Below are 26,452 nucleotides of genomic sequence, written 5' to 3' on the forward strand. Positions count from 1 at the left end.
TGTTAAGGTGGAGATTATGTAAAGGGGGATATTATGAAGTTATATGCATCGATCTATATTGGATCTTATGAGATTATTCTGAAAGTATTTCAGATCACACAAAAGAAACGCTTGAAGGAACTGGATTGCCTGCGTACGCCGATCGATACGGCACAGGATATCTATGCCAGCGGTCAGTTGAAAAAGGAGACTGTAGATAGGATCTGCAATGTGCTGGAAGATATGAAACGCACCCTTGCCCTGTATCGGCTGACGGAGGACTATCAGATCTATGCCGGCTCTACCTTTACGGCGGCAGACAACCGCCTCTTTGCCATGGAACAGATCAAACTGCGCACCGGTATGAAGGTGCTGGCGCTCAGCAATTCCGAGCATAGGTTTATGAGTTATCGCGCGGTGGCATCCCAGGATAATTTTGATGCCATGGTATCGGAGAGTGCAGCAATCGTGGATATCGGCGGTGCCAGTTTACAGATCACCCTCTTTTATCATGGAAAGGTCAGAACGACACAGCATATCGGTTTGGGAACGGTCATCATGAGCGAGAATATGAAACGTTTATCCTATATGACCAACCATAAAGAGCAGATCGCTCAGATGATGTATAAGGAACTGGATGCCTTTGTCACCATGCATATGCAGGATGTCAAGTTAAAATATTTGATCATCTTAGGCGACCATGTATCGACTTTGATGGAACGCGCCGTAGATGATGCGACCAGGGAACCGATCAGGATGGAGCATTACATGGAACTTCTGGAGAATATGCGGGATAAGACCTTGCAGAGCATCATCCGGGAATTTGATGTCTTAAACGATCATGAGGAACTGATCGAACCCTTTTTGATGCTGCATCATGCCATTGCAGAAAAACTGCCGGCAAAATATGTCTATGTGCCGGGCGTATCTGTCAATGACGGTATGGCATATCACTATTTTGCACCAAAACATTATCTGCAGGTAGAACATGACTTTGACCAGGATATCATCTCTGCGGCATGGTCGATCGCCAAGCGCTACGGCAGTTACCAGCCGCACTTAAAGGCACTGGATAAGATCTCGACCCAGATCTTTGATGCGACAAAGAAGTTTCACGGGCTGGATAAAAGGCAAAGATTATTGATGCGTCTGGTCGCGATCTTGCATGACTGTGGAAAATACATCAGTATCTCGGATGCGTCCGATTGTTCCTATATCATTATCATGTCATCGGAGATCCTGGGTCTATCCCACAAGGAACGTGAGATGGTTGCTACGGTCGTATCTTTGAACCGTAAAAGTCTGGAATCTTATGACAGCATGGCGGATCGTTTTAGCGTGGATGAGTATATGACGATCGTCAAACTGCTTGCTATCTTAAAAGTGGCTAATGCGCTCGACCGCAGCCACAGGCAGAAGTTCAAGAACATCAAGATGGCGGTGCGGGGCAATCGTTTGCACATCACCATTGAGGCGACGGATTCCATCGCATTGGAAAAAGGCATGTTTGAAGAAAAGGCAGACTTCTTTGAAAGTGTATTTTCCATCCGTCCGATCTTGCGGGAATTGCGCGTGTTTGAATAGAGGGGGATCAAAAAATGAGCAAGGCAGAAGAATTCAAAAATCCAAAATATTATGATAACCGAGAATTGAGTTGGATCAAATTTGAGCACCGTGTACTAAACGAGGCAAAGGATAAGGAGATACCGATTCTGGATCGCCTGAAATTTGTCAGCATCACATCTTCCAATCTGGATGAGTTCTTTATGGTACGTGTTGCTTCCTTAAAGGACATGGAGCATGCAGGCTATACCAAAAAAGATATTGCCGGCATGGATCCAACGGAACAGTTGTGTGCAATAGGAAAGGAAGTCCATGCGCTTGTTGAAAAGCAGTACAACACCTACAATCGTTCCCTAATGCCGATTCTGCGCAAGGAGGGCATTCGGATCATAGGCGCTTATGAGGAACTCAACGAAAAGCAGGCAACCTATGTAGATAAATACTTTATGGAGCATGTCTATCCGGTGCTGACCCCTATGGCGGTAGATGCTTCCCGGCCTTTTCCTCTGGTGCGCAACAAGTCCTTAAATATTGCGGCACTCATCAAGTCCAAGCATCCAAATTCAAAATTACAGCAGGGAAGTAAGCAGGAACTGGAATTTGCTACCGTGCAGGTGCCGTCTGTTCTGCCACGACTGGTGCCGATCCCGGGCGAGGACGACCGTTATACTTTTACACTCTTGGAACAGATCATAGAAAAGAATATGGCACAACTCTTTTTGAACTATGACCTTGTGTGTGCCTATCCTTATCGTATCATGCGAAATGCCGATCTGTCCTTTGATGAGGATGAGGCGAGCGATCTTTTAAAAGAGATCCAGAAGCAGCTTGTCAAAAGGCAGTGGGGTGAGGTGATCCGTCTGGAGATCGAACATAAGGCGGATAAACGCCTTTTGCAGGTCTTAAAAGAACAACTGGCTGTTAGCGGTAAGGATGTCTATGAGATCGCAGGACCTTTGGATCTTACCTTCTTGATGAAGATGTATGGGCTGTCCGGCTGTGATGATCTGCGGGAGAAACTTTTTGTACCGCAGAAAAATCCAAGAATCCTTCCGGGAGAGAGCATTTTTGACGAGATCAAAAAAGGAGATATTTTCCTGACCCATCCCTATGAGACCTTTGATCCGGTCGTTGATTTTATCAAGCAGGCAGCAGTTGACCCGGATGTACTTGCCATCAAGCAGACCCTGTATCGTGTCAGTGGCAATTCACCGATCATCGCAGCGCTTGCCAAGGCGGCGGAAAACGGAAAGCAGGTCACGGTCTTGGTAGAATTAAAGGCACGTTTTGACGAGGAAAACAATATTGTCTGGGCACAAAAGTTAGAGAAGGCGGGCTGTCATGTTATCTATGGACTGGTGGGCTTAAAGACCCATTGTAAGATCGCACTGGTCGTCCGCAGGGAAGAGGATGCCATCACACGTTATGTGCATCTTGGTACCGGCAATTACAATGACTCGACCGCCAAACTTTACACAGATTGCGGTATCTTTACCTGCAATGAAAATTATGGAGAAGACGCAACGGCTGTCTTTAACATGTTGTCCGGTTATTCGGAGCCGGCAAGATGGAATAAACTGGTCGTGGCACCGATCTGGCTGCGTGACCGCTTTATCGCCCTGATCGATCGGGAGATCGCTCATGCCAAGGAAGGAAAAGAGGCATATATCGTTGCCAAGATGAATTCCTTGTGCGACCGGCAGATCATTGAAAAATTATACGAGGCATCCTCTGTCGGTGTAGAGATCTACCTGGTGATCCGCGGAATCTGCTGCCTTCGTACCGGGATACCGGGCGTAAGCGAACATATCCATGTGACCTCGATCGTGGGGACTTTTTTGGAACATAGCCGTATCTTTTATTTCTATAATAATGGACAGGAAGATATATATATGGGAAGTGCGGACTGGATGCCTAGAAATCTGGATCGGCGTGTGGAGATCGTATTCCCGGTGGAAGATGATGTGATCAAGGATCGGATCAAGCATATCTTAGATGTTCTCCTGCGCGATAATTTAAAGGCATATGCCATGCTTTCGGATGGCACTTATGCAAAGATGAGCCGACGCGGCAAACAGGCGATCGGCGCCCAGATGACATTCTGTCGTGAGGCAATGGAAGGAGCGAAGGAGGAGACCACAGTTTGGAAAGGCAGACGCTTTATACCGATCTGGGCCTTTGATGAAGAAGAACACGAAGCCTAAGATTTTATTGTTAGATTTAAATTGTACAAAATTGTCCGAAAAACACAATATATAGTGCTTTTGCCTTGCACAAGGTACAAAAGCATGGTATGGTATATACAAGTATTGAAGAGGATACTTAGGAACCACTTAAAATATGCACCGAGGAGGGGATCAAAGCAATCGGTTTAGATGAGTATTTTAAGGTATCGGCGGTAGTCGAGTATTCCGGTTCCGAAGATTCCGGACAAGGACGACTGATATGGCATACTAGAAGAAGGGAGTCTTCTGGTGAATTCGGAAACATATTCAGAGTCGCCTGTGATGAATTAAAACAAGAGACAGGCAAGGTCTAAGGACAAGGGGGAAGACGGCAGGATTTCTGTCGTTTTCCTTTTGTGCGAATTTAGCAGAAAAATCCGAAAAAAGTATTGACGCCCCATAGAATCTGTGATAAAGTACCAATGTTGTGAAAACAAAGTAGAGTATCCACTCTCACCTGAGCACAGAGGTGACTCAGCGTTTATATTCCGACTTTTTGAAGTGTTGTGAGTTTGATTGTGGATAGTCTGCCTATCCACTTTTTTTATTTTAATCTGGAGGTATAAGACCATTAGCGATTTAATGATTAACGAGCAGATCAGAGACAGAGAAATTCGTCTGATTGGTTCAAACGGAGAACAGCTTGGCATTATGTCAGCAAGAGAAGCAATGAAATTGGCAGAGGAAGCAGAACTTGATCTTGTCAAGATTGCCCCGAATGCTAAGCCACCGGTATGCAAGATCATTGATTACGGTAAGTATCGTTACGAACTTGCACGCAAGGAAAAAGAAGCGAAGAAGAAGCAGAAGACAGTTGAAGTCAAAGAGATCCGCCTGTCACCGAATATTGATACCAACGATCTGAACACAAAGGTCAATGCAGCCAAGAAGTTCCTTTCCAAGGGCAATAAGGTAAAGATCACACTTCGTTTCCGCGGTCGTGAGATGGCGCATATCGCACAGAGTAAACATATCTTAGATGACTTTGCAAAGGAAGTCGAAGATATGGCAGTAGTGGAGAAAGCACCAAAGCAAGAAGGCAGAAGCATCAGCATGGTGTTGGCAGAAAAGAGATAATTTAAGGAGGAAAATAACATGCCAAAAATTAAGACAAAAAGAGCAGCTGCAAAGCGTTTTTCTACAACAGGAACAGGAAAGTTAAAGAGAAATAAAGCTTACAAGAGCCATATCTTAACCAAGAAGACAACTAAGAGAAAGAGAAATCTTAGAAAAGCAGCAATGACAGATGCTACAAATGTTAAGAATATGAAGAAGGTTTTACCTTACTGCTAATAAATAGGTTAAGGAGGATATCAAAATGGCAAGAATTAAAGGCGGAATGAACGCTAAGAAGAAGCATAATAGAGTATTAAAGATGGCAAAGGGCTACAGAGGTGCTAGATCTAAGCAGTATCGTGTAGCAAAGCAGTCAGTAATGAGAGCACTTACAAGTTCTTATGCTGGTAGAAAGCAGAGAAAGAGACAGATGCGTCAGCTCTGGATCGCTCGTATCAACGCAGCAGCAAGAATCAATGGTCTTTCATACAGCAAGTTTATGTATGGATTAAAGCTTGCAGGTGTTGAGATGAACCGCAAGATGTTAGCAGAGATGGCTGTAAATGACGCAGCAGCATTTGCTGAATTAGTTGAATTGGCAAAGACAAAGGTTGCCTAAAGATAATGCAGGACTCCGAACGTATTCGGAGTCCTTTTTTGTCAATTTTTTAACCAAATAAAGGTTTTTTTATAAAGGCACTTATGCTATAATGCCCTTTGGTGAGTGAAGAATATTTTAATTAGGAGGAATGACAGATGGCAATTTTAGTTACCGGTGGTGCAGGCTACATTGGAAGTCATACTTGTGTAGAACTTTTGCAGGCAGGATATGACGTGGTTGTTTTGGATAACTTATCCAATGCCAGTGAAAAGTCATTGGATCGTGTTAAGGCGATCACGGGCAAAGAGGTTACTTTCTACAAGGGAGACATCTTGGATCGTGACATCTTAAATGAGATCATGGACAAGGAGCAGATCGACTCATGTATTCATTTTGCCGGCTTAAAGGCGGTAGGTGAATCTGTTGAGAAGCCTTGGGAATATTATAACAACAATATCGCAGGAACATTAACACTGGTGGATGTGATGAGACAGCATGGCGTAAAGAACATCATCTTTTCATCATCTGCAACAGTTTACGGCAATCCTGCACAGATCCCGATCACAGAGGAGTGCCCAAAGGGACAGTGTACCAACCCATACGGATGGACAAAGTCTATGTTGGAGCAGATCCTTACCGATATGCAAAAGGCAGATCCGGAGTGGAATGTGATCTTACTTCGTTATTTTAATCCGATCGGTGCGCATCCAAGCGGAACCATGGGTGAAAATCCAAACGGTATCCCGAACAACCTCATGCCATATATCACACAGGTGGCAGTTGGTAAGTTGAAAGAACTTGGCGTTTTCGGTAACGACTATGATACACCGGATGGTACCGGTGTCAGAGACTACATCCATGTAGTCGATCTTGCGATCGGTCATGTCAAGGCATTAAAGAAGATCGAAGAGAATGCCGGACTTTGTATCTACAATCTGGGTACGGGTGTCGGCTATAGCGTTCTGGATATTGTAAAGAACTTTGAGGAGGCGACCGGCGTCAAGATCCCTTATGTGATCAAGCCGAGAAGAGCCGGCGATATCGCAACCTGTTATTCCGATGCGACCAAGGCAAAGGAAGAACTTGGATGGACTGCAAAGTATGGTATCAAGGAAATGTGTGCAGACTCCTGGAGATGGCAGAAGAACAATCCAAACGGCTATGAAGACTAAGAATTTTCTTGAATTTCAATTTTTTCAAAAAAATTGAAAAAAGTACTTGACGAGGAAGAGTATTTGATATATCATTGTCTTGTTGTCGCAATGCGGTAACAAGACATCATGGTTCGTTGGTCAAGCGGTTAAGACGCCGCCCTCTCACGGCGGAATCAGGGGTTCGATTCCCCTACGAACTGTTGAGCGCAAGTAGATATGTTGCTAGAATTGAGAGTGGACATTTTGTCCACTCTCAATTTTTTAAAAAAAGAAAGGTGGTGGACATATGTCACAAAGGGAGCAGTACGAAAAGAAGACAGAAGAATTGATCCTTCCGATTCTGGACGAAAAAGGCTTTGAATTGGTGGACGTGGAATATGTCAAGGAAGGTCAGGATTATTTCCTTCGGGCATATATTGACAAACCGGGAGGCATTACCATTGATGACTGCGTTGCGGTCAGCAGAGAGATGAATGTCCTGCTGGATGAACTGGATTATGTAGAGGGAGCCTATACCTTTGAGGTGAGTTCACCGGGATTGGGACGACCGCTCAAGAAAGCGCGGGATTTTGAACGCAGTCTGGGACAGGAAGTAGAGATCCGTACTTATAAAGCAATCGACGGTTCCAAAGAATTCTACGGTATCCTGCATGCCTATGATGATGATAGTGTCACTGTCCTATCCGAAGACGATGAAGAAGTTACATTTAATAAGTCAGACATTGCATTGATCCGTCTGGCATTTGATTTTTAGCGTACTATAACAAGAATTTTAGGAGGATGAACAAGAAATGAAGAACAATGAATTGTTAGAAGCGTTAAATGTGTTGGAGGCTGAAAAGAATATCAGCAAAGATGTCCTTTTGGAAGCGATCGAGAATTCGCTTCAGGTTGCCTGCAAAAATCATTTTGGAAAGAATGATAACATTACCGTGAACATCAATCCGGAAACATGTGAATATCATGTTTTAGCAGCCAAGACGGTTGTAGAAGATGTGGAAGATCCGGTAGAGCAGATCAGTTTGGAGGACGCACAGGCGATGGACGGATCTTACAATATCGGCGATGTGGTCAATGTTGAGATCAAGTCAACCAACTTTGGACGTATCGCAGCACAGAGTGCAAAGAACACGATCTTACAGAAGATCCGTGAAGAAGAAAGAAAGATGGTATTTGACGAGTATTATCAGTTGGAAAGAACGGTTGTGACCGGTATCGTACAGCGTTACATCGGCAAGAACATCAGTGTAAATCTTGGTAAGACCGATGCTTTCTTGGCAGAGAATGAGCAGGTCAGAGGTGAGCACTTTGAGCCGACAGAGCGTATCAAGGTATTGATCTTAGAAGTAAAGGATACGACAAGAGGACCGAAGGTCTTAGTTTCCAGAACCCACCCGGAACTGGTAAAGCGTCTGTTTGAAGAGGAAGTCGCAGAAGTACGTGACGGCGTTGTAGAGATCAAGGCGATCGCGCGTGAAGCAGGCAGCAGAACAAAGATGGCTGTATGGGCAGAGGATGAAAATGTGGATCCGGTTGGCGCATGTGTCGGTATGAACGGCAGCCGTGTCAATGCGATCGTAGATGAACTCCGCGGAGAAAAGATCGACATCATCGAATGGAATGAAAACCCGGCTATGCTCATTGAGCATGCCTTAAGTCCGGCAAAGGTCATTTCTGTTATCGCAGATGCAGATGAAAAGACAGCAAAAGTTGTTGTTCCGGATTATCAGTTGTCACTTGCCATTGGTAAGGAGGGACAGAATGCAAGACTTGCAGCCCGTCTGACAGGATTTAAGATCGACATCAAGAGCGAGACGCAGGCAAGAGAAGCAGGCGATTTCTTGGATTATGAAAACGAGTATGATGATGAGTATTATGACGACGATGAATACTATGATGATGAGTATGACGAGTCTGAAGATGATTATGTAGAAGATGACTACGATGATGATGCAGCATCAGAAAGTGAAGAATAAAATGAATGGCAAAAAAATTCCACAGCGCAAGTGTGTGGGATGTAATGAAATGAAAGACAAATCCCTTTTAGTCCGCGTGGTAAAGACACCGGAGGATACCTTTCTTGTGGATGCCAGCGGCAGAGCCAATGGCAGAGGGGCTTACATTTGTAAAGACATCGAATGTTTTCACAAGGCGATGAAGAATAAGGGATTGGAACGTTCATTGAAGTGTAAGATACCAGAAGATATTGTAAAACGATTGGAAGAGGAGATGATCTAAATGCAGGATAAGGCTTTGGCGATGCTTGGTATGGCAACAAAAGCGGGAAAAGTAGTCAGCGGAGAATTTTCCGTGGAAAAGGCTGTCAAAGAAGGCAAGGCATGGCTGGTGCTGGTTGCAGAAGATGCATCTGACAATACCAAAAAGAGTTTTACGAACATGTGTGAATTTTATGAGTGCGACCTTATTTTTTATGGCAAAAAAGAGAATCTGGGGCATGCAATCGGCAAAGAGTTCCGGGCATCCGTTGCGATCACAGATGAAAATCTGGCACAGGCTGTAAAAAAGAAAATCACATTGGTATAACAACTGAATAATGGAGGATATAGTATGGCAAAAGTTAGAGTATATGAATTAGCAAAACAGTTAGGTGTAGAAACAAAAGAAGTTGTTGCAACACTTGCTGCAAACGGAATAGAAGTAAAGAGCCAAAACAGCATTGAGGATGCTGCGATCGCGATCGTAGAAAAGAAGTTTAAAAAGGCAGAACCGGTCAAAAAAGAAGTAAAAGAAGCACCGGAGAAGAAGACAGAAGCAAAGAAAGAGGCAGCGGTAAAAGAAGAACCTGCAAAAGAAGGGGCAAAGACAGGGGAAAAGAAGGCAGAGCATAAGGAAGAAAATGCACGTCCGAAGAAGAAATCAAGCATTTCCGCTGTCTTTAATGCCCAGTACAGCAAGCAGCAGAGACCTCGCCGTGATGGTGACCGTCCGAGAAGAAGACCGGATGGTGACAGACAAAATGGCAATCGTGGTGACCGTTCCGGTTCCGGACGTCCGGCACAGGGAAGAATCACAATCCGTCCGGAGAGTGAGCGTACCGTCAGACCTTCCCACCGCGTACAGGAGGAGAAGGAACGTCAGGAGAGATTGGAGCGCAAGGAGCGTCAGGACAGACAGGAACGCCAGGACAGACGTGAGAATGGCAACCGTGGTGACAGACCAAACGGTAATCGTCCGATCCGTCCACGTCAAATGTCAGAAAATGACCGTCCGAGCAGCCGCGTAAACGCAGGCGACAACCGCAGACCGCGCAATAACGACGGCAATCGTGGCAACAGACCAAACGGCAACCGTCCAAACGGTGGTGGATTTGCCGGTGACAACCGCAGAAACAATGCTGCTCCAGCTGCGCCAGCTGCAGATATGAATGCAAAGGGAAGCCGCGACAACAACCGCAACAATAAAAAGAAACATGAGCACGATCAGTTTGGCTCTAAGAAGCAGGAACGCTATGTAAACTTGGAGAAGAACGGTGGCAAGAAGAAGAATAAGGCGCCACAGCCAAAGCCGGCAGAAAAGGACCCGAACGAGATCATTACACTGACCCTGCCTGAGCATATTACGATCAAGGAATTGGCTGACAAGATGAAAGTGCAGGCATCTGTGATTGTTAAGAAACTCTTTATGAAGGGCATCATGGTTACCGTAAACCAGGATATCGACTACGAGCAGGCAGAAGAGATCGCACTTGAGTTCAACTGCATCTGTGAGCCGGAAGTCAAGGTAGATGTGATCGAGGAACTTCTTCGCGAGGATGAAGAGTCAGAAGAAGATATGGTTGCCCGTCCACCGGTTGTCTGCGTTATGGGACACGTTGACCATGGTAAGACATCCCTTTTGGATGCTATCCGTGACACTAAGGTGACAGACCGCGAGGCAGGTGGTATCACACAGCACATTGGTGCTTACATGGTATCAGTCAATGGACAGAAGATCACCTTCTTAGATACACCGGGACATGAGGCATTTACCGCTATGCGTATGCGTGGTGCCAATTCTACCGATATTGCAATTCTGGTTGTTGCAGCCGATGATGGCGTTATGCCACAGACGGTTGAGGCGATCAACCATGCAAAGGCAGCAGGCATTGAGATCATCGTTGCGATCAACAAGATCGATAAGCCAAACGCAAATGTAGAACGTGTAAAGCAGGAATTATCCGAGTATGAACTGATCCCGGAAGATTGGGGCGGAAGTACCATCTTCGTACCGGTATCTGCACATACACATGAAGGTATCGATGAATTACTGGAAATGATCCTTTTGACCGCAGAAGTCTTGGAATTAAAGGCAAATCCAAAGCGTACGGCAAGAGGTCTTGTCATTGAGGCACAGTTGGATAAGGGCCGCGGTGCAGTTGCAACCGTTTTGGTACAGAAGGGTACCCTGCATGTGGGAGATCCGATCGCAGCCGGAAGTTCTTATGGTAAAGTCCGTGCCATGATCGATGAAAACGGACGCAGAGTCAAGGTAGCAACACCATCTACACCGGTAGAGATCTTAGGACTGAGTGATGTACCGAATGCAGGTGAGATCTTTGTTTCCATGGATTCTGAAAAAGAAGCAAGAAACTTTGCGGAGACATTTATTTCCGAGAGTAAGAATAAGTTAATTGAAGATACTAAGACCAGAATGTCATTAGACGATCTCTTCTCACAGATCCAGTCCGGTAATGTGAAGGAACTCAATATCATCGTCAAGGCAGACGTACAGGTTCTGTCGAGGCAGTGAAGCAGTCTCTGGTAAAACTTTCCAACGACGAAGTTGTGGTTAAGATCATTCATGGCGGTGTTGGTGCCATCAATGAAAGTGATGTTATCTTAGCATCTGCATCCAATGCCATCATCATCGGATTTAACGTCAGACCGGATGCCATGGCTAAGGCTACCGCGGACAGAGAAGGCGTAGACGTCAGACTTTATAAGGTCATCTACAATGCCATCGAGGATGTGGAAGCAGCCATGAAGGGTATGCTGGATCCTGTTTATGAGGAAAAGGTTATCGGTCATGCACAGGTACGTCAGATCTTCAAGGCATCTGATGTCGGAAATATCGCCGGATCTTATGTCTTGGACGGTTACTTCCAGCGTGGATGTAAAGTCCGCGTATCCCGTGAGGGCGAGCAGATCTTTGAAGGTGATCTGGCATCACTCAAGCGTTTCAAGGATGACGTGAAGGAAGTTAAGGCAGGATTTGAATGTGGTCTTGTATTAGACGGATTTAATGACATCGCTGAAGATGATGTGATCGAAGCATATATTATGGTAGAAGTACCGAGGTAGGATATGAAAAAAAGAAGTATTAAAAATACAAGGATCAATGAGGAGGTTCACCGCGAATTGAGCAACATCATCCGCGGTGAGATCAAGGATCCGCGTGTCAGTTCCCTTTGCAGTGTTGTGGCTGTAGAGGTGGCACCGGATTTAAAGACGGCAAAAGCTATATCAGCGTCTTGGGCGATGAAAAAGCCCAGGCTGATACGATGGAGGGCTTGCGCAGTTCTGCGGGCTATATCCGCAAACTCTTGGCATCCAATATCAATTTGCGCAATACACCGGAGATTCAGTTTATTTTGGATCAGTCGATTGAATATGGCGTCAGAATGTCAAAGATGATCGATGATCTGAATCAGGGCAACTAAGGAGGATCTTATGCAATTAGATCAGGAACTGCAAAATGTATCAAGTGTGGCGATCGCCGGACATATCCGCCCGGATGGAGATTGCGTGGGCTCCTGCCTGGCAACCTACAATTACATCACCACCTATTACCCACAAGTTAAGGTCTGTGTGTTCTTAGAGCCGATCCCAAGGATCTTTCAGTTTTTACAGGGCGCAGACAAGATCTTGGAGGCAAAGGATAGCGAGGAGTCGTTTGACCTTTGCATTGTCTTAGATTGTGGGGATGCGACAAGACTTGGGGATGCGGTCAAATTTTTTGAGACAGCAAAAAGGACGATCTGCATTGACCACCATGTCAGTAATCAGGCATTTGCGGATAAGAATAAGATCGTGGCAGATGCATCTTCTGCCAGTGAACTTGTCTACGATAGCATGGATCCGACTAAGATCACAAAGAAGATCGCCGAGTGCATATACACAGGCATGATCCATGATACCGGTGTCTTTCAGTATTCCTGTACTTCCAGTCATACCATGGAAGTTGCGGGGTGTCTGATGGACCTGGGGATAGATTATCCGACCATCGTAGATAAGACTTTTTATGAAAAGACCTTTGCCCAGAACAAGATCTTAGGGCAGGCACTCTTAAAGAGCCGGCTCTATGAAGATGCAGAGTGTATCGCTTCTGTGATCACACAGGAGGAAATGGCAGAATTTTCAGTTCTGCCAAAGCATTTGGACGGCATTGTCAGCCAACTCCGTATGACGAAGGAAGCCGAGGTGGCAATCTTTCTTTATGGTCTGGAACCGGGGGCTTATAAGGTCAGCACACGCTGCAAGGGAGACCGGGTCGACCTGTCACAGATCGCTATGAAATACCATGGCGGCGGACATAAAAAGGCCGCAGGCTTTACAGTCGAAGGGGATGATCCATGGGCATTGATCGATGGTATCGTGACGGATGTCAAGGAACAGTTAGCACAATAGGTAGCATATGAAAAGTGGAATTATAAACGTTTACAAGGAAGCCGGGTATACTTCGTTCGATGTGGTCGCGAAGATGCGCGGCATCCTTGGTATAAAAAAGATAGGGCATACCGGTACGCTGGATCCGGATGCCACAGGGGTGCTTCCGGTCTGTATCGGAAAGGCGACCAAGGTCTGTGATCTTTTGACAGACAAGGACAAGACCTATGAGGCGGTCATGCGGCTGGGGGTCGTTACCGATACGCAGGATATGACAGGGCAGGTCTTAGAGGAGCATGCTGTTACTGTGACAGAGGATGCGGTCCAGCGGGCAGTCGGGCAGTTTGTGGGGCAGATCGAGCAAGTTCCGCCTATGTACTCGGCTCTTAAAGTAGGAGGACAGAAACTCTGTAATCTGGCGAGAAAAGGGATCGAGGTGGAGAGAAAGCCCCGACCGGTCACCATTTATGAGATCCGAATAAAAAATATTGCACTGCCTCTGGTTACCATGGAAGTGCATTGTTCCAAGGGAACTTATATCCGTACCCTTTGTCAGGATATCGGACAGGCTTTGGGATGCGGAGGCTGTATGGAGAGTCTGGTGCGTACGCAGGTGGCTTCTTTTGCCTTGGCAGACAGTCTGACCTTAGCCCAGATCGAGGAAGCCAAAAAGGAAGACCGGCTGGATCAGATCCTGCTGCCGATCGATCAGGTCTTTTCTGCTTATCCCAAGGTATATGCATCAGAGGAAGCAGATAAGAGACTGGTAAACGGCAACGCGATCGAGCAGATGCAGGCAAGGGCAGACGAGGCGATCGATGAGGGAGATCTGGTACGCATATATCTGTCAGATGGCAGATTTGTTGGGATATATCACTTAAATGAGCATCAGTTCAAACTAAAAAAGATGTTTTTGGAGACGACATGAAGATAATTACTTCGCTGGTAAATGAGACGATTTCAGAAAATACAGCCGTCACGGTAGGTAAGTTTGACGGTATACATAAGGGGCATGAACTTTTAACGGAAAAACTGCGTGGGCAAAAAAAAAAGGGGTTGGCATCCTGTGTCCTGACTTTTGATGTATCACCGCGGATCCGTCTGAAAAAGGATATGACCAAACTCTTGATTACAAATGCAGAGCGGGCACATATTCTGGAAGAAGAAAAAATCGATTATCTGGCGCAGTGTTCTTTTGAAAAGGAGATCATGCAGTTGGAACCGGAAGAATTTATCCGCCTATTGGTTGAGAATTTTCACATGAAATACTTAGTCTGCGGCACCGACTTTTCCTTTGGCAGGATGGGACGGGGCAATGCCAAGATGCTGGAGGAACTTTCCAAGACCTATGGTTTTACCTTGGAGGTCGTGGAAAAACTGCAAAAGGATCACAGGGATATCAGTTCTACCTATGTCCGTGAAGAGATCGCTGCCGGTAATATAGAAAAGGGCAACGAACTTCTGGGCTATGAATACTTTGTCTGGGGCGAGATCGTACATGGCTATCATCTGGGAAGCAAGATGGGGATGCCGACGATCAATCTGATCCCGCCGGAGGACAAGTTACTGCCGAAAAACGGCGTTTATGTGACCAAGATCGAGATCGAGCATCATATATATCACGGTGTGACCAATGTTGGTGTCAAGCCGACGGTGACCGGGGAAAATCAAATGGGGATCGAGACACATATTTTGGATTTTGATCAGGATGTCTATGAAAAGGACGCGCGTGTGGTATTTCTTTCCCATATCCGTGATGAAAAGAAGTTCGACTCCGTAGAGGAACTCTTTGCACAGATGGAGAGGGATAAGAAACGGCACTTTCTTACTTTAATCATTAGTTTGTTACATAATTGTTACAAATTTGTTGACAGATGAAATATGTCTTGCTATAATGCAAAAAGACAGCAGTGTTTGCTGCTGTTTTTTTAGTGGAAATTTTGGAAAATTCAGTTTGGATTTGGGAGGACATTGTGAAGAATCGATTGATTAGTGCAATTTCGGTGGCATGTGCAGGATGCCTTATATTTTCTTTTTGCTATAGCAACAAACAGATGCAGTCGCAGGGATTGACTGCAGGTATCGTGGCATCTGCTGCAGTCAATGTAGAGGAAGCGGCAGCCATGCCGCAGGTATCGGATGCGGATGTGGCGACCACCGGTACGGCACAGTTAGATACCTTTGGCTATGTTAATTTAGGACTAGCCAATGTAGAGGGCAATATCAATATCAGAGAAGCAGCCTCAACCGATGCTTCTATGGTAGGCAAGTTACCGGAAAACGCCGGATGTGAGATCTTAGGCACAGAGGGAGACTGGACACATATTTCTTCCGGTGAGGTAGAAGGCTATGTCTTATCCGAATATCTTCTGACCGGTGATGCAGCGATCACCAAGGCAAACGAGGTGGCACGTTATACTGCCACAGTCAATACTGACTCTTTGCGTGTACGCTTAGAGCCAAATACCACATCTGAGATCTTAGCGACCATGCCGGAGGGCGAGGAGTTAGAGATCGTATCGGAGACCGATGGATGGGTGCAGGTCAATATCGATGGCGAATATGGCTATGTCAGCGGTGACTATGTGACATGTGCAACGACTCTTGCAGATGCCATGACTATGTCAGAGGCAAGATACGGACAGGGTGTATCGGATGTCCGTGTGGATCTTGTCAACTATGCGACCCAGTTTGTAGGCAATCCTTATGTCTGGGGCGGCACCAGCCTGACCAATGGTGCGGATTGTTCCGGTTTTGTCCTTTCCATTTTTGCAAAATACGGTTACAGTCTGCCACATTCTTCCCGTGCACAGGCAAATTACGGTACCAGAGTCAGCACTTCCGAATTGATGCCGGGAGATCTGATATTTTACGGCAGTGGCAAGAGTATCAGCCATGTGGCTATTTATATCGGCGGCGGACAGATCGTGCATGCCAGCACCGAACGTACCGGTATCATTATTTCCAGTGCCTTCAACAGATCACCGATCTGCTGCACAAGATTGTTAGATTGATACAATAAATATCTTTACAGGATATACAACCTGTGTTATACTCTTTTGGTATGATTTTACCCGTATTCGGTATTTGGAAACTCCGACCTTATGCTGAGTACAGGCGTATGAAATTTTAGGAGGTAGAAACATGATTTCAAAGGAAAAGAAAACAGCAATTATGGAAGAATACGCTAGAACACCTGGTGATACAGGTTCACCGGAAGTTCAGGTAGCAGTTCTTACAGCAAGAATCCAGGAGTTGACCGAGCATTTAAAGGAAAACCCAAAGGATCACCATTCTAGACGTGGTATGTTAAAGATGATCGGTAAGAGACGTAATCTCTTAGCATATCTTAAGGACGTTGATATCGAGAGATATCGTTCTTTGATCGAGCGTTTAGGTTTAAGAAAATAATTTGCTTGCATGGGCGGGGTAGTTTTCTATTCCGCCCAATTTTTCGTATGGGATTGCCCATAAGTTACCGGTTATCAGACAGGAGGATGATCCGAGACCACTGATAAGTGTCAGGCTGGCTTGGGATTTATCAGTAGTTTCGGGTTTCTGTCTTAACAAATATAATATAAGGAGATAAGAAATGACAAAGACATTTACAATGGAACTTGCAGGAAGAACCCTGCGTGTTGATGTTGGTCGTGTGGCAGCACAGGCAAATGGTGCAGCATTCATCCAGTATGGTGAGACAACCGTACTTTCAACGGCTACAGCATCAGAGAAGCCAAGAGAAGGTATTGATTTCTTCCCACTGAGTGTGGAATTTGAAGAAAAATTATATTCCGTAGGAAAGATCCCTGGTGGATTTAATAAGAGAGAGGGCAAGGCATCTGAGAATTCTGTGCTTACCGCACGTGTGATCGACCGTCCGATGCGTCCGCTTTTCCCAAAGGATTACCGCAATGACGTTACTTTGAACAACATGGTCATGAGTGTTGACCCGGAGGCTCGTCCGGAACTTGTTGCCATGCTTGGTGCAGCAATTTCAACCTGTATTTCCGATATCCCATTTGACGGACCTTGTGCTATGACACAGGTAGGTATGGTCGATGGCGAGTTCATCATCAACCATCACAGGCACAGTGGGACAACGGAGATCTGAAACTGACCGTTGCATCTACAGCACAGAAGGTCATCATGATCGAAGCCGGTGCCAATGAGATCCCGGAAGACAAGATGATCGAGGCTATCTACAAGGCACATGATGTCAACCAGACCATCATCGCATTTATCAACCAGATGGTTGCTGAAGTTGGTAAGCCAAAACATTCTTACACCTCTTGTGCCATTCCGGAAGAGATGTTCGCAGAAATGCGCAAGATCGTGACACCGGAAGAAATGGAAGAGGCTGTATTTACAGACCAGAAGCAGGTACGTGAGGAGAATATCCGTCAGGTTACCGAGAAATTTGAAGAAGCATTTGCAGATAAAGAAGATTGGCTGGAAGTCTTAGGTGAGGCTGTATATCAGTATCAGAAGAAGACTGTCCGCAAGATGATCTTGAAGGATCACAAGCGTCCGGATGGCAGACGTATCGACCAGATCCGTCCACTTTCCGCAGAAGTAGATCTGATCCCTAGAGTACATGGATCTGCTATGTTCACACGTGGACAAACACAGATCTGTGACGTTGTTACTTTAGCGCCGCTTTCTGAAGTTCAGAAGGTTGACGGTTTGGATGAGAACATTACCGTAAAGCGTTACATGCATCATTACAACTTCCCGTCATACTCTGTCGGCGAGACAAAGCCATCCCGTGGACCGGGACGTCGTGAGATCGGGCATGGAGCATTGGCTGAAAGAGCCTTGATCCCGGTACTTCCTTCTACAGAGGAGTTCCCATATGCGATCCGTGCGGTCTCTGAGACATTTGAGTCCAATGGTTCTACATCTATGGCATCTACCTGTGCATCTTGTATGGCACTTATGGCAGCCGGTGTACCGATCAAGAAGATGGTTGCAGGTATTTCCTGTGGTCTTGTTACAGGAGAGACAGATGATGATTATATCGTACTTACCGATATCCAGGGCTTGGAAGATTTCTTTGGTGATATGGACTTTAAGGTTACAGGAACCAAAGACGGTATTACAGCCATCCAGATGGATATCAAGATCCATGGTCTGACCAGACCGATCGTAGAAGAAGCGATCCGCAGAACCAGAGAAGCAAGATTCTTCATCATGGATGAGTGTATGTCAAAGGCAATCTCTGCACCTAGAGAGAGCGTTGGCAAGTATGCACCAAAGATCATCCAGATCCAGATCGATCCGGCAAAGATCGGCGATGTTGTAGGTCAGCGTGGGAAGACCATCAATGAGATCATTGAGCGTACCGGCGTTAAGATCGACATCACAGATGAAGGTAACGTATCTGTTTGCGGTACGGACAAGGAAAAGATGGACGAAGCCGTAGAGATGATCAAGATCATCACAACCGACTTTGAACAGGGACAGATCTTTACCGGTAAGGTCGTAAGTATCAAAGAATTCGGTGCATTCATCGAGTTCGCACCTGGCAAGGAAGGCATGGTTCACATTTCTAAGATCTCCAAAGAGAGAATCGAGCATGTAGAAGATGTACTTACCCTTGGCGATGTTGTTAAGGTTGTATGTCTTGGCAAGGACAAGATGGGAAGAATTTCCTTCTCTATCAAGGATGTAAAATAATCTATAAACACAGGAACTCTCATCGGTTTGAACCGATGGGAGTTTTTTTCATATACTGAAAAAAAGCGAAAAAATACAGATGAATCATGTAAGGCATTGGATAGGATTTGAAGAAAACATGGATCGGCTGGGGGATAGAGACCAGCCGGTTGGTGTTTGTATTTTGGATAGCGGTGTGGAGGCACACCCTGATTTTGGAAAACGTATTGTTTTGTTCCGGGATTTTGTAGAGGAACGTCAGGGTTTATATGACGATTACGGACATGGCACCCATATTGCGGGCATCAGTTCCGGCAGCGGACTGCGTTCCAAGGGCAGGTATCGCGGAATTGCGGCACATAGCAATCTGATCATAGGAAAGGTCCTAAATCACCAGGGCGACGGACGTATTGAGGACTTTATCGCGGCAATTTATTGGTGTATGCAGATGCAGGAAAAATTCCACATTCGCATTTTAAATATTTCGGTCGGTCTGATAAAAAGTGTTGCCAAAGACTGGCAGAGAGACCTGTTAGGCGCAGTGGAAGCCGCCTGGGACAAAGGGATTGTCACGGTATGCGCGGCAGGCAACAATGGACCGGGCAAGGGGAGTGTCACCATACCGGGCACCCAGCCCAAGGTCATAACGGTAGGCAGTGCAGATTACCGGCAGGGTACTTTTTCTCCAAGCGATTACAGCGGGCGCGGACCGACAGCGGATTGCGTCAAAAAACCGGAAATCTATGCACCGGGAAGTAATATCACCAGTTGCAGCAAGCAGGCTGGTATGTAAAAAAGACCGGCACTTCCATGTCAGTTCCTGTTGTAACGGGAGCCATTGCCTTGCTCTTACAACAGGAACCATATCTTAGCCCGGTCGATGTCAAACTCCGCCTCTATGAACGGGCGAAGCGGGGGCATATGGACGGTGGTGGCAACTGGGGCACCATTTACCTGCCGACACTCTTGGATACAAAGCAGTAATAGCAGAACATTTCCTGTAAAATATCTCCATAACCGGCGGCTGCAATGGACTCCTTGGCTACGACCGGGATGGATCCGATCTGCTTGTCACCCAGGTAATAGTCGATGGAGCCGACGGTATCACCTTTTTTGATGGGAGCCGTGAGGTTTTCAGGCAGGTTTTGTTTACTGGTGATCTGGCTGAGATCTGCCTTCTTTTGATCCAGATAGGAAAAATCCTGCTTGGCAACTGCATGCAGGGTATCGGCGACTCCTTTTTTGACCGGAATCTGCAGGATTTTTTCGGTCGTTTTGTCCTGATAGATGGCAGTGTTGGCAAAGCCATAGGCAAACAGTGACTGGGCATCCCGAATACGGTCTTTGGAGGTCGGTGCCGCCATGATCACAGCGATCAGATCGATGTTATCTTTGCTGGCTGTGGCGGACAGACAGAATTTGGCAAGACTGGTCGAACCGGTCTTAAGACCTGTGGCATAAGGATAGGATTTGAGCAGTTTATTGGTGTTGGTCAGTGTAAAAGGAGTCTGTCCTTTCTTGGTCGTATGGGTAATATCTTCCTGCCAGATCTGGCAATAGTCGTAGATGGCTGGAAAACGCAGGATCAACTGGCGGCTTAAAAGGGCAAGATCCTTGGCACAGGAGTAATGGTCAGTGTCATCCAGACCGCAGCAGTTTACAAAATGCGTGTTTTCCATGGAAAGCGCGGCGGCTTTTTCGTTCATAAGGGCAACAAAGGCTTCTTCCGAGCCGGCGACAGTCTCTGCCATGGCAACGGCTGCATCGTTGGCAGAGGCGATGCTGATACATTTGATCAGTGTCTCTACGGTCTGTATCTCACCGGCTTCCAAAAAGACCTGTGATCCGCCCATGGAGGCAGCGTGTTCCGAAACGCTGACCTGGGTTTCCGGAGAGATCTGTCCGTTTTCGATGGATTCAAAGATCAAAAGCAGGGTCATGACCTTGGTCACACTTGCCATGGGAAGTCTTGCGACCGCATCCTTTTCGTATAGGATACAGCCGGTCGAGGCTTCCATCAAAACCGCGGAAGGACAGGACAAGGTCAGGGCAGTATCCTGCGTCTCGTCTGCTTCTTCTGCAAGTGCGGGCATACAAAAAAGAGGCAGGAGCAAAAGAAGCGATAGAAGCAGACATAAGAGGGATTTATAGGATTTCATAAAATACCTCAGGAAATTACATTATTACCTAGTATATAAAAAGAAATGTCTCCTATGCCAAAAACTTGAAATTCATGGGAAAACCCAGTATAATAGAAAAGATTTTGCAAAGAGGTAGGCATATGGAATTAGAATTCAAGTTACAGGTGTTTGAAGGACCTCTGGATCTTCTTTTACACCTGCTAGATAAGAATAAAGTCAGCATTTATGATATTCCCATCGTGGAGATTACAAATCAATATATGGAATATATCCGACAGATGCAAAAACATGATCTGAATGTCGTCAGTGAATTTATGGTCATGGCTGCGACACTTCTGGATATCAAGTCCAAGATGCTGCTTCCGGCAGATCCTTCCGAGGAAGAGGATGAGGAAGATCCGCGGGCAGAATTGGTGCAACAGTTGCTGGAATACAAATTATATAAATGCATGGCGTTTGAATTAAAGGATCGCCAGGTGGATGCCTCCCATATTTTTTACAAAGAGCCGACCGTTCCGGAGGAGGTCCTGGCATACACACCGCCCATTGATACCAAGGAACTGGTATCAGACCTGACCTTGAACCAGTTGAACGATATTTTTAAATCCGTATTGAAACGACAGAAGGACAAGATCGATCCCATCCGTTCCAAATTCGGAGAGATCCGCAAGGAAGAAGTATCACTGGAGGACAAGATGGGCTATTTGTCAGAGTACGCCGGCCAGCATAAAAACTTTAGTTTTCGTCAGTTATTGGAAAAACAGAGCAGTAAGATGGAAGTGATCGTGACTTTCTTGGCGATATTGGAATTGATGAAATCGGGAAAGATTCTGATCTCGCAGGAGCATACCTTTGATGATATTCTGATCGAGTCGAAGATCGCGGCATAGAATAGGAGTGACGTTATGGATCAAAAACAGATGGAGTCCATCATAGAAGGGATTCTTTTTACCTTTGGCGAGGCGGTGGAACCGTCACGTATCGCAAAGGCACTGGAAGTAGAGACAAAAGATGTCGTAAAGGCATTGGAACATATGAAAGAAACATGGGCAGAAGAAGGACGCGGGGTGCAACTGACGGAACTGGACGGTTCTTATCAGATGTGCACGAAGCCGGAACTCTATGAATACCTGATCCGCATGGCAAAGCAGCCACGCAAGCAGGTGTTGACGGATGTCCTTTTGGAAACCTTATCCATCATTGCCTACAAGCAGCCGATCACCAAATCGGAGATCGAAAAGATCCGAGGCGTATCCAGCGATCATGCCGTCAGCAAACTGGTGGAATATTCCCTGGTGACCGAACTTGGACGTCTGGATGCACCAGGAAGACCGATGCTTTTTGGAACCACGGAAGAATTCCTACGTTCCTTTGGCGTATCTTCCATTGATGAACTGCCGACGCCGACGACCGACCAGATGGAGACCTTTAAGCAGGAGGCTGAGCAGGAAATCAAACTGGATGTAGGCGGAGAATAGTTTTTCTACCGAAAATGTCATAAAAGAAAGAAGATCTCATAGTTTTTTATAAAGTCTGTTTGGGAGGATTTTGTCTTGCCTTTTATAAAAAAGATGCGGTCTTTTTTTATTGTCCTTTTTGTCATCCTGTTATGGCAGCCGCAAACCATCTGCGCAGCAGAAAAGCAAACGATCGATGCAAATTCTATCCATGCCTTGTCTGCGGTACTTTTAGATGGAGACAGCGGCAGGGTGCTTTATGAAAAAGAGGGTGAGTGCAAGCGTGCCAATGCCAGCACGACCAAGATCATGACCTGTATTCTGGCACTGGAAAACGGAAAGGAAGATGATATCGTCACGGTATCTGCCTATGCGGCATCCATGCCCAATGTGCAGTTAAATATCGAGGAAGGCGAGCAGTATTACCTCAAAGACCTTTTGTATTCTCTTATGTTGGAATCCCATAATGATTCTGCCGTGGCGATCGCAGAACACATTGGCGGGAGTGTGGAGGGCTTTTCTGCCCTGATGAATGAAAAGGCAAAAGAACTGGGCTGCAGCAATACCTGTTTTTTGACACCAAACGGTCTGGATGCTTCGGTTGGAGAAGATACCCATGGTACGACGGCACATGATCTGGCGCTTATCATGCGTTACTGTAGCTGGCAGTCACCCCGGGCGGAGCGCTTTTTAGAGATCACGCAGACAAATGCTTATTCTTTTACGTCGCTGACGGAGCAGGCAGACGGCAGTATGATCCCGGGGACACGGAACTTTTCCTGTACCAACCACAACGCCTATTTGAGCCAGAACCCTGACTGCCTGTCGGGAAAGACAGGATTTACCGCGGATGCCGGATACTGCTATGTGACTTCACTTTCTTCCGGCGGGCGGAAATTTGTCATTGCCTTGCTGGCGAGTGGCTGGCCAAACAATAAGACCTACAAATGGCAGGACTGCAATAAGATCTACCAATATGCCACGACCTATTATCAGATGCGCAAGGTCATGGATCCGGCAGAGGGCTTACAAAGCGTAAGGCTCCAAAGAGCCCAGAACCCGGACTATGATCTCAAAACCCAAAAGTCTGCCATGCCACAACTGACGGATATGCGAAAGGAAGTCCTTCTGGCAGACTGGGAGACCATGGCGATCCGCTTACATTATCCGCGCAGTATCGAAGCGACAGGCAAGGGACTTCGAGCGATCGGAAACGCAGAACTTCTGGTGGATGATGTGGTCATAGATACCTGTGACATCCTTTTGGAGGATAGTCTTGCAGTAAAAAATATGCCATGGTTCTTCCAGGCGATCCTGAAAAAATGGGCTATGTTTTTCTAACAAAAGATAGCAAAATAACTTTGTAAAAATATAGTGAAATAATTAACAAAAGTGGTTGAAAAAGGAAGGACAAAACGTTATTATTACGGTAGAGAAATTTTGAATTTATATATATGGAGGAAAAGTAGCATGAGTAATGTAACAAACAATCCTGCTATTCAGAGGATGAATGAATTACTTGATGAGCACAGTTTTGTCGAATTAGGCGCGCTGGTAACATCAAGAAACACAGATTTTGATCTGAACCAGCAGCAGACACCTTCTGATGGTGTAGTGATCGGACATGGTCTGATCGATGGCAATCTGGTATTCGTATTCAGTCAGGATGCTTCTGTATTAAACGGAAGCATTGGTGAGATGCATGCAAAGAAGATCATGTCTGTGTATGATATGGCTATGAAGATGGGAGCACCGGTCATTGGACTTTTGGATTCCACAGGTGTCAGATTACAGGAATCTGTAGACGCACTTGAGAGCATCGGAGCCATTTATGCAAAGGCAGTTGCCGCATCTGGCGTGATCCCACAGATCATGGGTGTTTTCGGCTCTTGTGGCGGTGGACTCAGCGTACTTACTTCTGTCAGCGATTTCGCACTTATGACAAAGGATGCCAAGTTATTTGTCAATTCCGCAGATGCTATTTCCGGCAATCGTGCAGACAAACTTGACACAGCAAGCGCAGACTTCCAGTATGCAGAGGCTGGCAATGTTGATTTTGTCGGTGATGAGGCAGAGGTCATGGAAGAGATCCGTCGTTTCGTTACCATCCTTCCGGGATGCAATGTCGAAGAAGGCTGTGTTGAGGAATGTATGGATGATCTCAACCGTGCCGCAGAAGGCTTAGATGGCAAGGTTAAAAATCTTGCACTTTTTGCAGAGGAGATCTCAGACAATCATCTCTTTGTTGAGACCAAGGCTGGATTTGCAAAAGAAATGCTTACCGGTTTTATCAAGTTAAACGGTATTACCGTTGGCGTGGTAGGCAACCGTGAGGAGACTATGGCAGGTGATGAAGTCGTAGATCTTGGAACCAAACTTACGTCTGACGGATGCGAAAAGGCAGCAGATTTCGTTTCTTTCTGTGATGCTTTTGATATCCCGGTACTTTCACTTACCAATACAACAGGTTACGAGGCTTCCGTATGTGCTGAAAAGCATCTGGCAAAGGCACTTGGCAAGATGGTATATGCATTCGCAAATGCCACAGTACCAAAGATCTCTTTCCTCTGTGGACAGGCACTTGGCAGTGCTTATGTGACCATGAACGCAAAATCACTCGGCGCAGATCTTGTATTTGCTTTTGCTGATGCAGATGTTGCACCGATGGATGCTGAACTTGCAGCCAAGATCATGTACGCAGATGCTTCCGCAGATGTGATCGCTACAAAGGCTGAGGAATATGCAAACACGAATTGCGGTGTGGCAAATGCGGCAAGACGTGGTTATGTAGATCGCATTGTAGAGCCGGCAGATGCCAGAAAGTATCTGATCGCCGGATTTGAGATGCTCTTTACAAAGAGGGTAGATGGCCCATACAAGAAACACGGAACAAAATAGAAAGGTGAGCATATGAAAAAGAAAATCATATTAATGGTCAGTACTTTAGTATGTATGCTCGCGTTATGCTCCTGCGGTAAGAGTCAGGTAGATCTGAACGGTTTATCTGAGACTCAGTTACAAAGCGCATGTGAGCAGACAGCAGGAGTTTTGGAAGGACTCGATGCAAACGAGAGCGAACAGTACTATTCTTACTATGCATCACAGGATGATGGTAAGATCTATGCCGATCTGATGGAACAGTGGATTGACGTACAGCCACAGATCGGAGATTTCGTTGGATATAAGGACTTTAGCGTGACGAAGGCAGGAAAGACAATTTCTGCGGTAGAGACGATCTCTTATACCAAGCGAGACATCAAACTTACTTATGTTATCAACGCCAACAGTCTGGAGACGACAGCGATCAATGTTGAGATCGTTTATTCTCTGGGAGAGACGATGGCAAAGGCAGGACTTAATACGGTCATGTCAATCTCCATCGTATTTGTGATCCTGATCCTGATCTCACTGGTCATCAGTGCGTTTAAGGTGATCCCGGTCATTCAGGCGAAGTTCTCCAAGGAAGAAAGTGCTCCGGCAGTCAAGGTTGCCCCGGCTGCACCAGTTGCCGCAGAGGAGACGGATGATACAGAATTGATCGCAGTTATTGCTGCAGCAATCGCTGCAAGCACAGGAAGTTCTACAGATGACTTTGTAGTACGTTCCATCAAGAGAAGATATTAATTTAGGAGGAATTATAAATGAAGAATTATACAATTACTGTAAATGGAAATGTTTATGATGTTACTGTAGAAGAAAAGGGAAGCACAGGAGCAGCACCGGTCGCTGCAAGCGCACCTGCACCAAAGGCAGCAGCACCTAAGGCTGCTACAGGCGCCGGAAGCATCAAGATCGAAGCAGGCGCAGCCGGAAAGGTATTCAAGTTGGAGGCAACTCCTGGTACAAAGGTTAAGGCTGGCGATACCGTATTAGTTCTTGAAGTTATGAAGATGGAGACTCCTGTTGTTGCACCTAAGGATGGTGTGGTTGCAACAATTGATGTAGCAGAAGGACAGGCTGTAGAATCAGGCGATCTGCTTGCAACAATGAACGAGTAACAGGCAACAGGTATTATT

Annotated in this window: 24 protein-coding genes, 1 tRNA gene and 3 pseudogenes; 27 read left to right on the forward strand and 1 reads right to left on the reverse strand. The window is 46.0% G+C overall.

Going from position 1 to position 26,452, the window contains the following annotated elements; genetic code table 11:
• The first annotated feature begins 33 nt into the window (after positions 1-33).
• The 21 genes and pseudogenes from DW996_RS02280 to DW996_RS13560 all read left to right on the forward strand — a co-directional run bounded on the left by DW996_RS02280 (position 34) and on the right by DW996_RS13560 (position 19,822).
• Positions 34-1,563 (forward strand): Ppx/GppA phosphatase family protein, encoded by a 1,530-nt coding sequence (locus DW996_RS02280; protein WP_118281114.1) that lies wholly within the window; start codon positions 34-36, stop codon positions 1,561-1,563.
• A gap of 14 nt (positions 1,564-1,577) precedes the next feature.
• Positions 1,578-3,746: an RNA degradosome polyphosphate kinase gene (locus tag DW996_RS02285; RefSeq protein ID WP_118534745.1), complete on the forward strand. Its 2,169-nt coding sequence runs from the start codon at positions 1,578-1,580 to the stop codon at positions 3,744-3,746.
• 603 nt (positions 3,747-4,349) lie between these two features.
• Positions 4,350-4,844 (forward strand): translation initiation factor IF-3, encoded by a 495-nt coding sequence (infC, locus tag DW996_RS02290; RefSeq protein ID WP_118281116.1) that lies wholly within the window; start codon positions 4,350-4,352, stop codon positions 4,842-4,844.
• Positions 4,845-4,862: 18 nt separating this feature from the next.
• Positions 4,863-5,060, forward strand: coding sequence for a 50S ribosomal protein L35 (gene rpmI / locus DW996_RS02295; protein WP_118281117.1), 198 nt, complete (start codon positions 4,863-4,865; stop codon positions 5,058-5,060).
• Positions 5,061-5,085: 25 nt separating this feature from the next.
• Positions 5,086-5,442, forward strand: a complete 357-nt coding sequence (gene rplT / locus DW996_RS02300; protein WP_118534746.1) for a 50S ribosomal protein L20 — start codon at positions 5,086-5,088, stop codon at positions 5,440-5,442.
• Between the two features lie 137 nt (positions 5,443-5,579).
• The gene (gene galE, locus DW996_RS02305) at positions 5,580-6,596 is read left to right on the forward strand and encodes a UDP-glucose 4-epimerase GalE (protein ID WP_118534747.1); all 1,017 of its coding nucleotides are present in this window, start codon (positions 5,580-5,582) and stop codon (positions 6,594-6,596) included.
• A 110-nt stretch (positions 6,597-6,706) separates the two neighbouring features.
• Positions 6,707-6,778 (forward strand) — tRNA-Glu (locus DW996_RS02310).
• An 86-nt stretch (positions 6,779-6,864) separates the two neighbouring features.
• The gene (rimP, locus tag DW996_RS02315) at positions 6,865-7,332 is read left to right on the forward strand and encodes a ribosome maturation factor RimP (RefSeq protein ID WP_118281120.1); all 468 of its coding nucleotides are present in this window, start codon (positions 6,865-6,867) and stop codon (positions 7,330-7,332) included.
• 37 nt (positions 7,333-7,369) lie between these two features.
• Positions 7,370-8,554, forward strand: a complete 1,185-nt coding sequence (gene nusA / locus DW996_RS02320) for a transcription termination factor NusA (protein ID WP_118281121.1) — start codon at positions 7,370-7,372, stop codon at positions 8,552-8,554.
• A 1-nt stretch (position 8,555) separates the two neighbouring features.
• Positions 8,556-8,816 carry an RNase P modulator RnpM gene (gene rnpM, locus DW996_RS02325; protein WP_118281368.1) on the forward strand — a complete coding sequence of 87 codons (261 nt, stop codon included), beginning with the start codon at positions 8,556-8,558 and terminating at the stop codon, positions 8,814-8,816.
• Positions 8,817-9,122 (forward strand): L7Ae/L30e/S12e/Gadd45 family ribosomal protein, encoded by a 306-nt coding sequence (locus DW996_RS02330; protein ID WP_118534748.1) that lies wholly within the window; start codon positions 8,817-8,819, stop codon positions 9,120-9,122. It abuts the gene before it with no gap.
• A gap of 24 nt (positions 9,123-9,146) precedes the next feature.
• A pseudogene (gene infB / locus DW996_RS02335) lies at positions 9,147-11,878 on the forward strand (translation initiation factor IF-2).
• 3 nt (positions 11,879-11,881) lie between these two features.
• Positions 11,882-12,237, forward strand: a pseudogene (gene rbfA / locus DW996_RS02340) (30S ribosome-binding factor RbfA).
• A gap of 10 nt (positions 12,238-12,247) precedes the next feature.
• Positions 12,248-13,204, forward strand: coding sequence for a DHH family phosphoesterase (locus DW996_RS02345; RefSeq protein WP_118534749.1), 957 nt, complete (start codon positions 12,248-12,250; stop codon positions 13,202-13,204).
• Between the two features lie 7 nt (positions 13,205-13,211).
• The gene (gene truB, locus DW996_RS02350) at positions 13,212-14,111 is read left to right on the forward strand and encodes a tRNA pseudouridine(55) synthase TruB (RefSeq protein WP_118534750.1); all 900 of its coding nucleotides are present in this window, start codon (positions 13,212-13,214) and stop codon (positions 14,109-14,111) included.
• Positions 14,108-15,061: a bifunctional riboflavin kinase/FAD synthetase gene (locus tag DW996_RS02355; protein ID WP_118534751.1), complete on the forward strand. Its 954-nt coding sequence runs from the start codon at positions 14,108-14,110 to the stop codon at positions 15,059-15,061. Before truB ends, DW996_RS02355 begins: the two co-directional genes overlap by 4 nt.
• Positions 15,062-15,156: 95 nt before the next feature.
• On the forward strand, positions 15,157-16,197 hold the full coding sequence (locus tag DW996_RS02360; RefSeq protein WP_243098638.1) for a C40 family peptidase: 1,041 nt from the start codon (positions 15,157-15,159) through the stop codon (positions 16,195-16,197).
• A 130-nt stretch (positions 16,198-16,327) separates the two neighbouring features.
• Positions 16,328-16,594 carry a 30S ribosomal protein S15 gene (gene rpsO, locus DW996_RS02365; protein WP_118281128.1) on the forward strand — a complete coding sequence of 89 codons (267 nt, stop codon included), beginning with the start codon at positions 16,328-16,330 and terminating at the stop codon, positions 16,592-16,594.
• 181 nt (positions 16,595-16,775) lie between these two features.
• A pseudogene (locus DW996_RS02370) lies at positions 16,776-18,859 on the forward strand (polyribonucleotide nucleotidyltransferase).
• Positions 18,860-18,938: 79 nt separating this feature from the next.
• Positions 18,939-19,631, forward strand: a complete 693-nt coding sequence (locus DW996_RS02375; RefSeq protein WP_118534752.1) for a S8 family serine peptidase — start codon at positions 18,939-18,941, stop codon at positions 19,629-19,631.
• Positions 19,607-19,822 (forward strand): S8 family serine peptidase, encoded by a 216-nt coding sequence (locus DW996_RS13560; RefSeq protein WP_118534753.1) that lies wholly within the window; start codon positions 19,607-19,609, stop codon positions 19,820-19,822. The genes DW996_RS02375 and DW996_RS13560 overlap by 25 nt, the downstream gene beginning before the upstream one ends.
• Here DW996_RS13560 and DW996_RS02385 read toward each other — a convergent pair.
• Entirely contained in the window at positions 19,789-20,997 is a 1,209-nt protein-coding gene (locus tag DW996_RS02385; RefSeq protein WP_118534754.1) for a D-alanyl-D-alanine carboxypeptidase family protein, read from the reverse strand. The two genes, DW996_RS13560 and DW996_RS02385, sit on opposite strands and share 34 nt — an antisense overlap.
• 122 nt (positions 20,998-21,119) lie before the next feature.
• Here DW996_RS02385 and DW996_RS02390 point away from each other — a divergent pair, with 122 nt between their 5' ends.
• The 6 genes from DW996_RS02390 to DW996_RS02415 all read left to right on the forward strand — a co-directional run bounded on the left by DW996_RS02390 (position 21,120) and on the right by DW996_RS02415 (position 26,434).
• A complete protein-coding gene (locus DW996_RS02390) occupies positions 21,120-21,869 on the forward strand; it encodes a segregation and condensation protein A (RefSeq protein WP_118534755.1) in 750 nt (249 codons plus the stop codon).
• 15 nt (positions 21,870-21,884) lie between these two features.
• Complete coding sequence (scpB, locus tag DW996_RS02395; RefSeq protein WP_118281133.1) at positions 21,885-22,457, forward strand: SMC-Scp complex subunit ScpB; 573 nt, start codon at positions 21,885-21,887, stop codon at positions 22,455-22,457.
• A 75-nt stretch (positions 22,458-22,532) separates the two neighbouring features.
• A complete protein-coding gene (locus DW996_RS02400) occupies positions 22,533-23,777 on the forward strand; it encodes a D-alanyl-D-alanine carboxypeptidase family protein (protein WP_243098639.1) in 1,245 nt (414 codons plus the stop codon).
• 129 nt (positions 23,778-23,906) lie between these two features.
• Positions 23,907-25,334 carry an acyl-CoA carboxylase subunit beta gene (locus DW996_RS02405; protein ID WP_118534756.1) on the forward strand — a complete coding sequence of 476 codons (1,428 nt, stop codon included), beginning with the start codon at positions 23,907-23,909 and terminating at the stop codon, positions 25,332-25,334.
• Positions 25,335-25,346: 12 nt separating this feature from the next.
• The gene (locus DW996_RS02410) at positions 25,347-26,060 is read left to right on the forward strand and encodes an OadG family protein (RefSeq protein WP_118281135.1); all 714 of its coding nucleotides are present in this window, start codon (positions 25,347-25,349) and stop codon (positions 26,058-26,060) included.
• 17 nt (positions 26,061-26,077) lie between these two features.
• Complete coding sequence (locus tag DW996_RS02415) at positions 26,078-26,434, forward strand: biotin/lipoyl-containing protein (protein ID WP_118281136.1); 357 nt, start codon at positions 26,078-26,080, stop codon at positions 26,432-26,434.
• Positions 26,435-26,452: the final 18 nt, after the last annotated feature.

The sequence above is a fragment of the Roseburia sp. AM51-8 genome, from assembly GCF_003478275.1.
GTDB classification, from domain to species: Bacteria; Bacillota; Clostridia; order Lachnospirales; family Lachnospiraceae; genus Pararoseburia; species Pararoseburia lenta.

Bases quoted from the DNA above. Each gene is read 5' to 3' on its own strand.
- DW996_RS02355 (WP_118534751.1), top strand. From the start codon at position 14,108: ATGAAGATAATTACTTCGCTGGTAAATGAGACGATTTCAGAAAATACA.
- galE (WP_118534747.1), top strand. From the start codon at position 5,580: ATGGCAATTTTAGTTACCGGTGGTGCAGGCTACATTGGAAGTCATACT.
- DW996_RS02390 (WP_118534755.1), top strand. From the start codon at position 21,120: ATGGAATTAGAATTCAAGTTACAGGTGTTTGAAGGACCTCTGGATCTT.
- DW996_RS02330 (WP_118534748.1), top strand. From the start codon at position 8,817: ATGCAGGATAAGGCTTTGGCGATGCTTGGTATGGCAACAAAAGCGGGA.
- scpB (WP_118281133.1), top strand. From the start codon at position 21,885: ATGGATCAAAAACAGATGGAGTCCATCATAGAAGGGATTCTTTTTACC.
- nusA (WP_118281121.1), top strand. From the start codon at position 7,370: ATGAAGAACAATGAATTGTTAGAAGCGTTAAATGTGTTGGAGGCTGAA.
- DW996_RS02415 (WP_118281136.1), top strand. From the start codon at position 26,078: ATGAAGAATTATACAATTACTGTAAATGGAAATGTTTATGATGTTACT.
- rpsO (WP_118281128.1), top strand. From the start codon at position 16,328: ATGATTTCAAAGGAAAAGAAAACAGCAATTATGGAAGAATACGCTAGA.
- rimP (WP_118281120.1), top strand. From the start codon at position 6,865: ATGTCACAAAGGGAGCAGTACGAAAAGAAGACAGAAGAATTGATCCTT.
- rpmI (WP_118281117.1), top strand. From the start codon at position 4,863: ATGCCAAAAATTAAGACAAAAAGAGCAGCTGCAAAGCGTTTTTCTACA.
- DW996_RS02285 (WP_118534745.1), top strand. From the start codon at position 1,578: ATGAGCAAGGCAGAAGAATTCAAAAATCCAAAATATTATGATAACCGA.
- DW996_RS02410 (WP_118281135.1), top strand. From the start codon at position 25,347: ATGAAAAAGAAAATCATATTAATGGTCAGTACTTTAGTATGTATGCTC.
- rnpM (WP_118281368.1), top strand. From the start codon at position 8,556: ATGAATGGCAAAAAAATTCCACAGCGCAAGTGTGTGGGATGTAATGAA.
- DW996_RS02375 (WP_118534752.1), top strand. From the start codon at position 18,939: ATGAATCATGTAAGGCATTGGATAGGATTTGAAGAAAACATGGATCGG.
- DW996_RS02280 (WP_118281114.1), top strand. From the start codon at position 34: ATGAAGTTATATGCATCGATCTATATTGGATCTTATGAGATTATTCTG.
- DW996_RS02405 (WP_118534756.1), top strand. From the start codon at position 23,907: ATGAGTAATGTAACAAACAATCCTGCTATTCAGAGGATGAATGAATTA.
- DW996_RS02385 (WP_118534754.1), bottom strand. From the start codon at position 20,997: ATGAAATCCTATAAATCCCTCTTATGTCTGCTTCTATCGCTTCTTTTG.
- DW996_RS02345 (WP_118534749.1), top strand. From the start codon at position 12,248: ATGCAATTAGATCAGGAACTGCAAAATGTATCAAGTGTGGCGATCGCC.
- truB (WP_118534750.1), top strand. From the start codon at position 13,212: ATGAAAAGTGGAATTATAAACGTTTACAAGGAAGCCGGGTATACTTCG.
- infC (WP_118281116.1), top strand. From the start codon at position 4,350: ATGATTAACGAGCAGATCAGAGACAGAGAAATTCGTCTGATTGGTTCA.
- rplT (WP_118534746.1), top strand. From the start codon at position 5,086: ATGGCAAGAATTAAAGGCGGAATGAACGCTAAGAAGAAGCATAATAGA.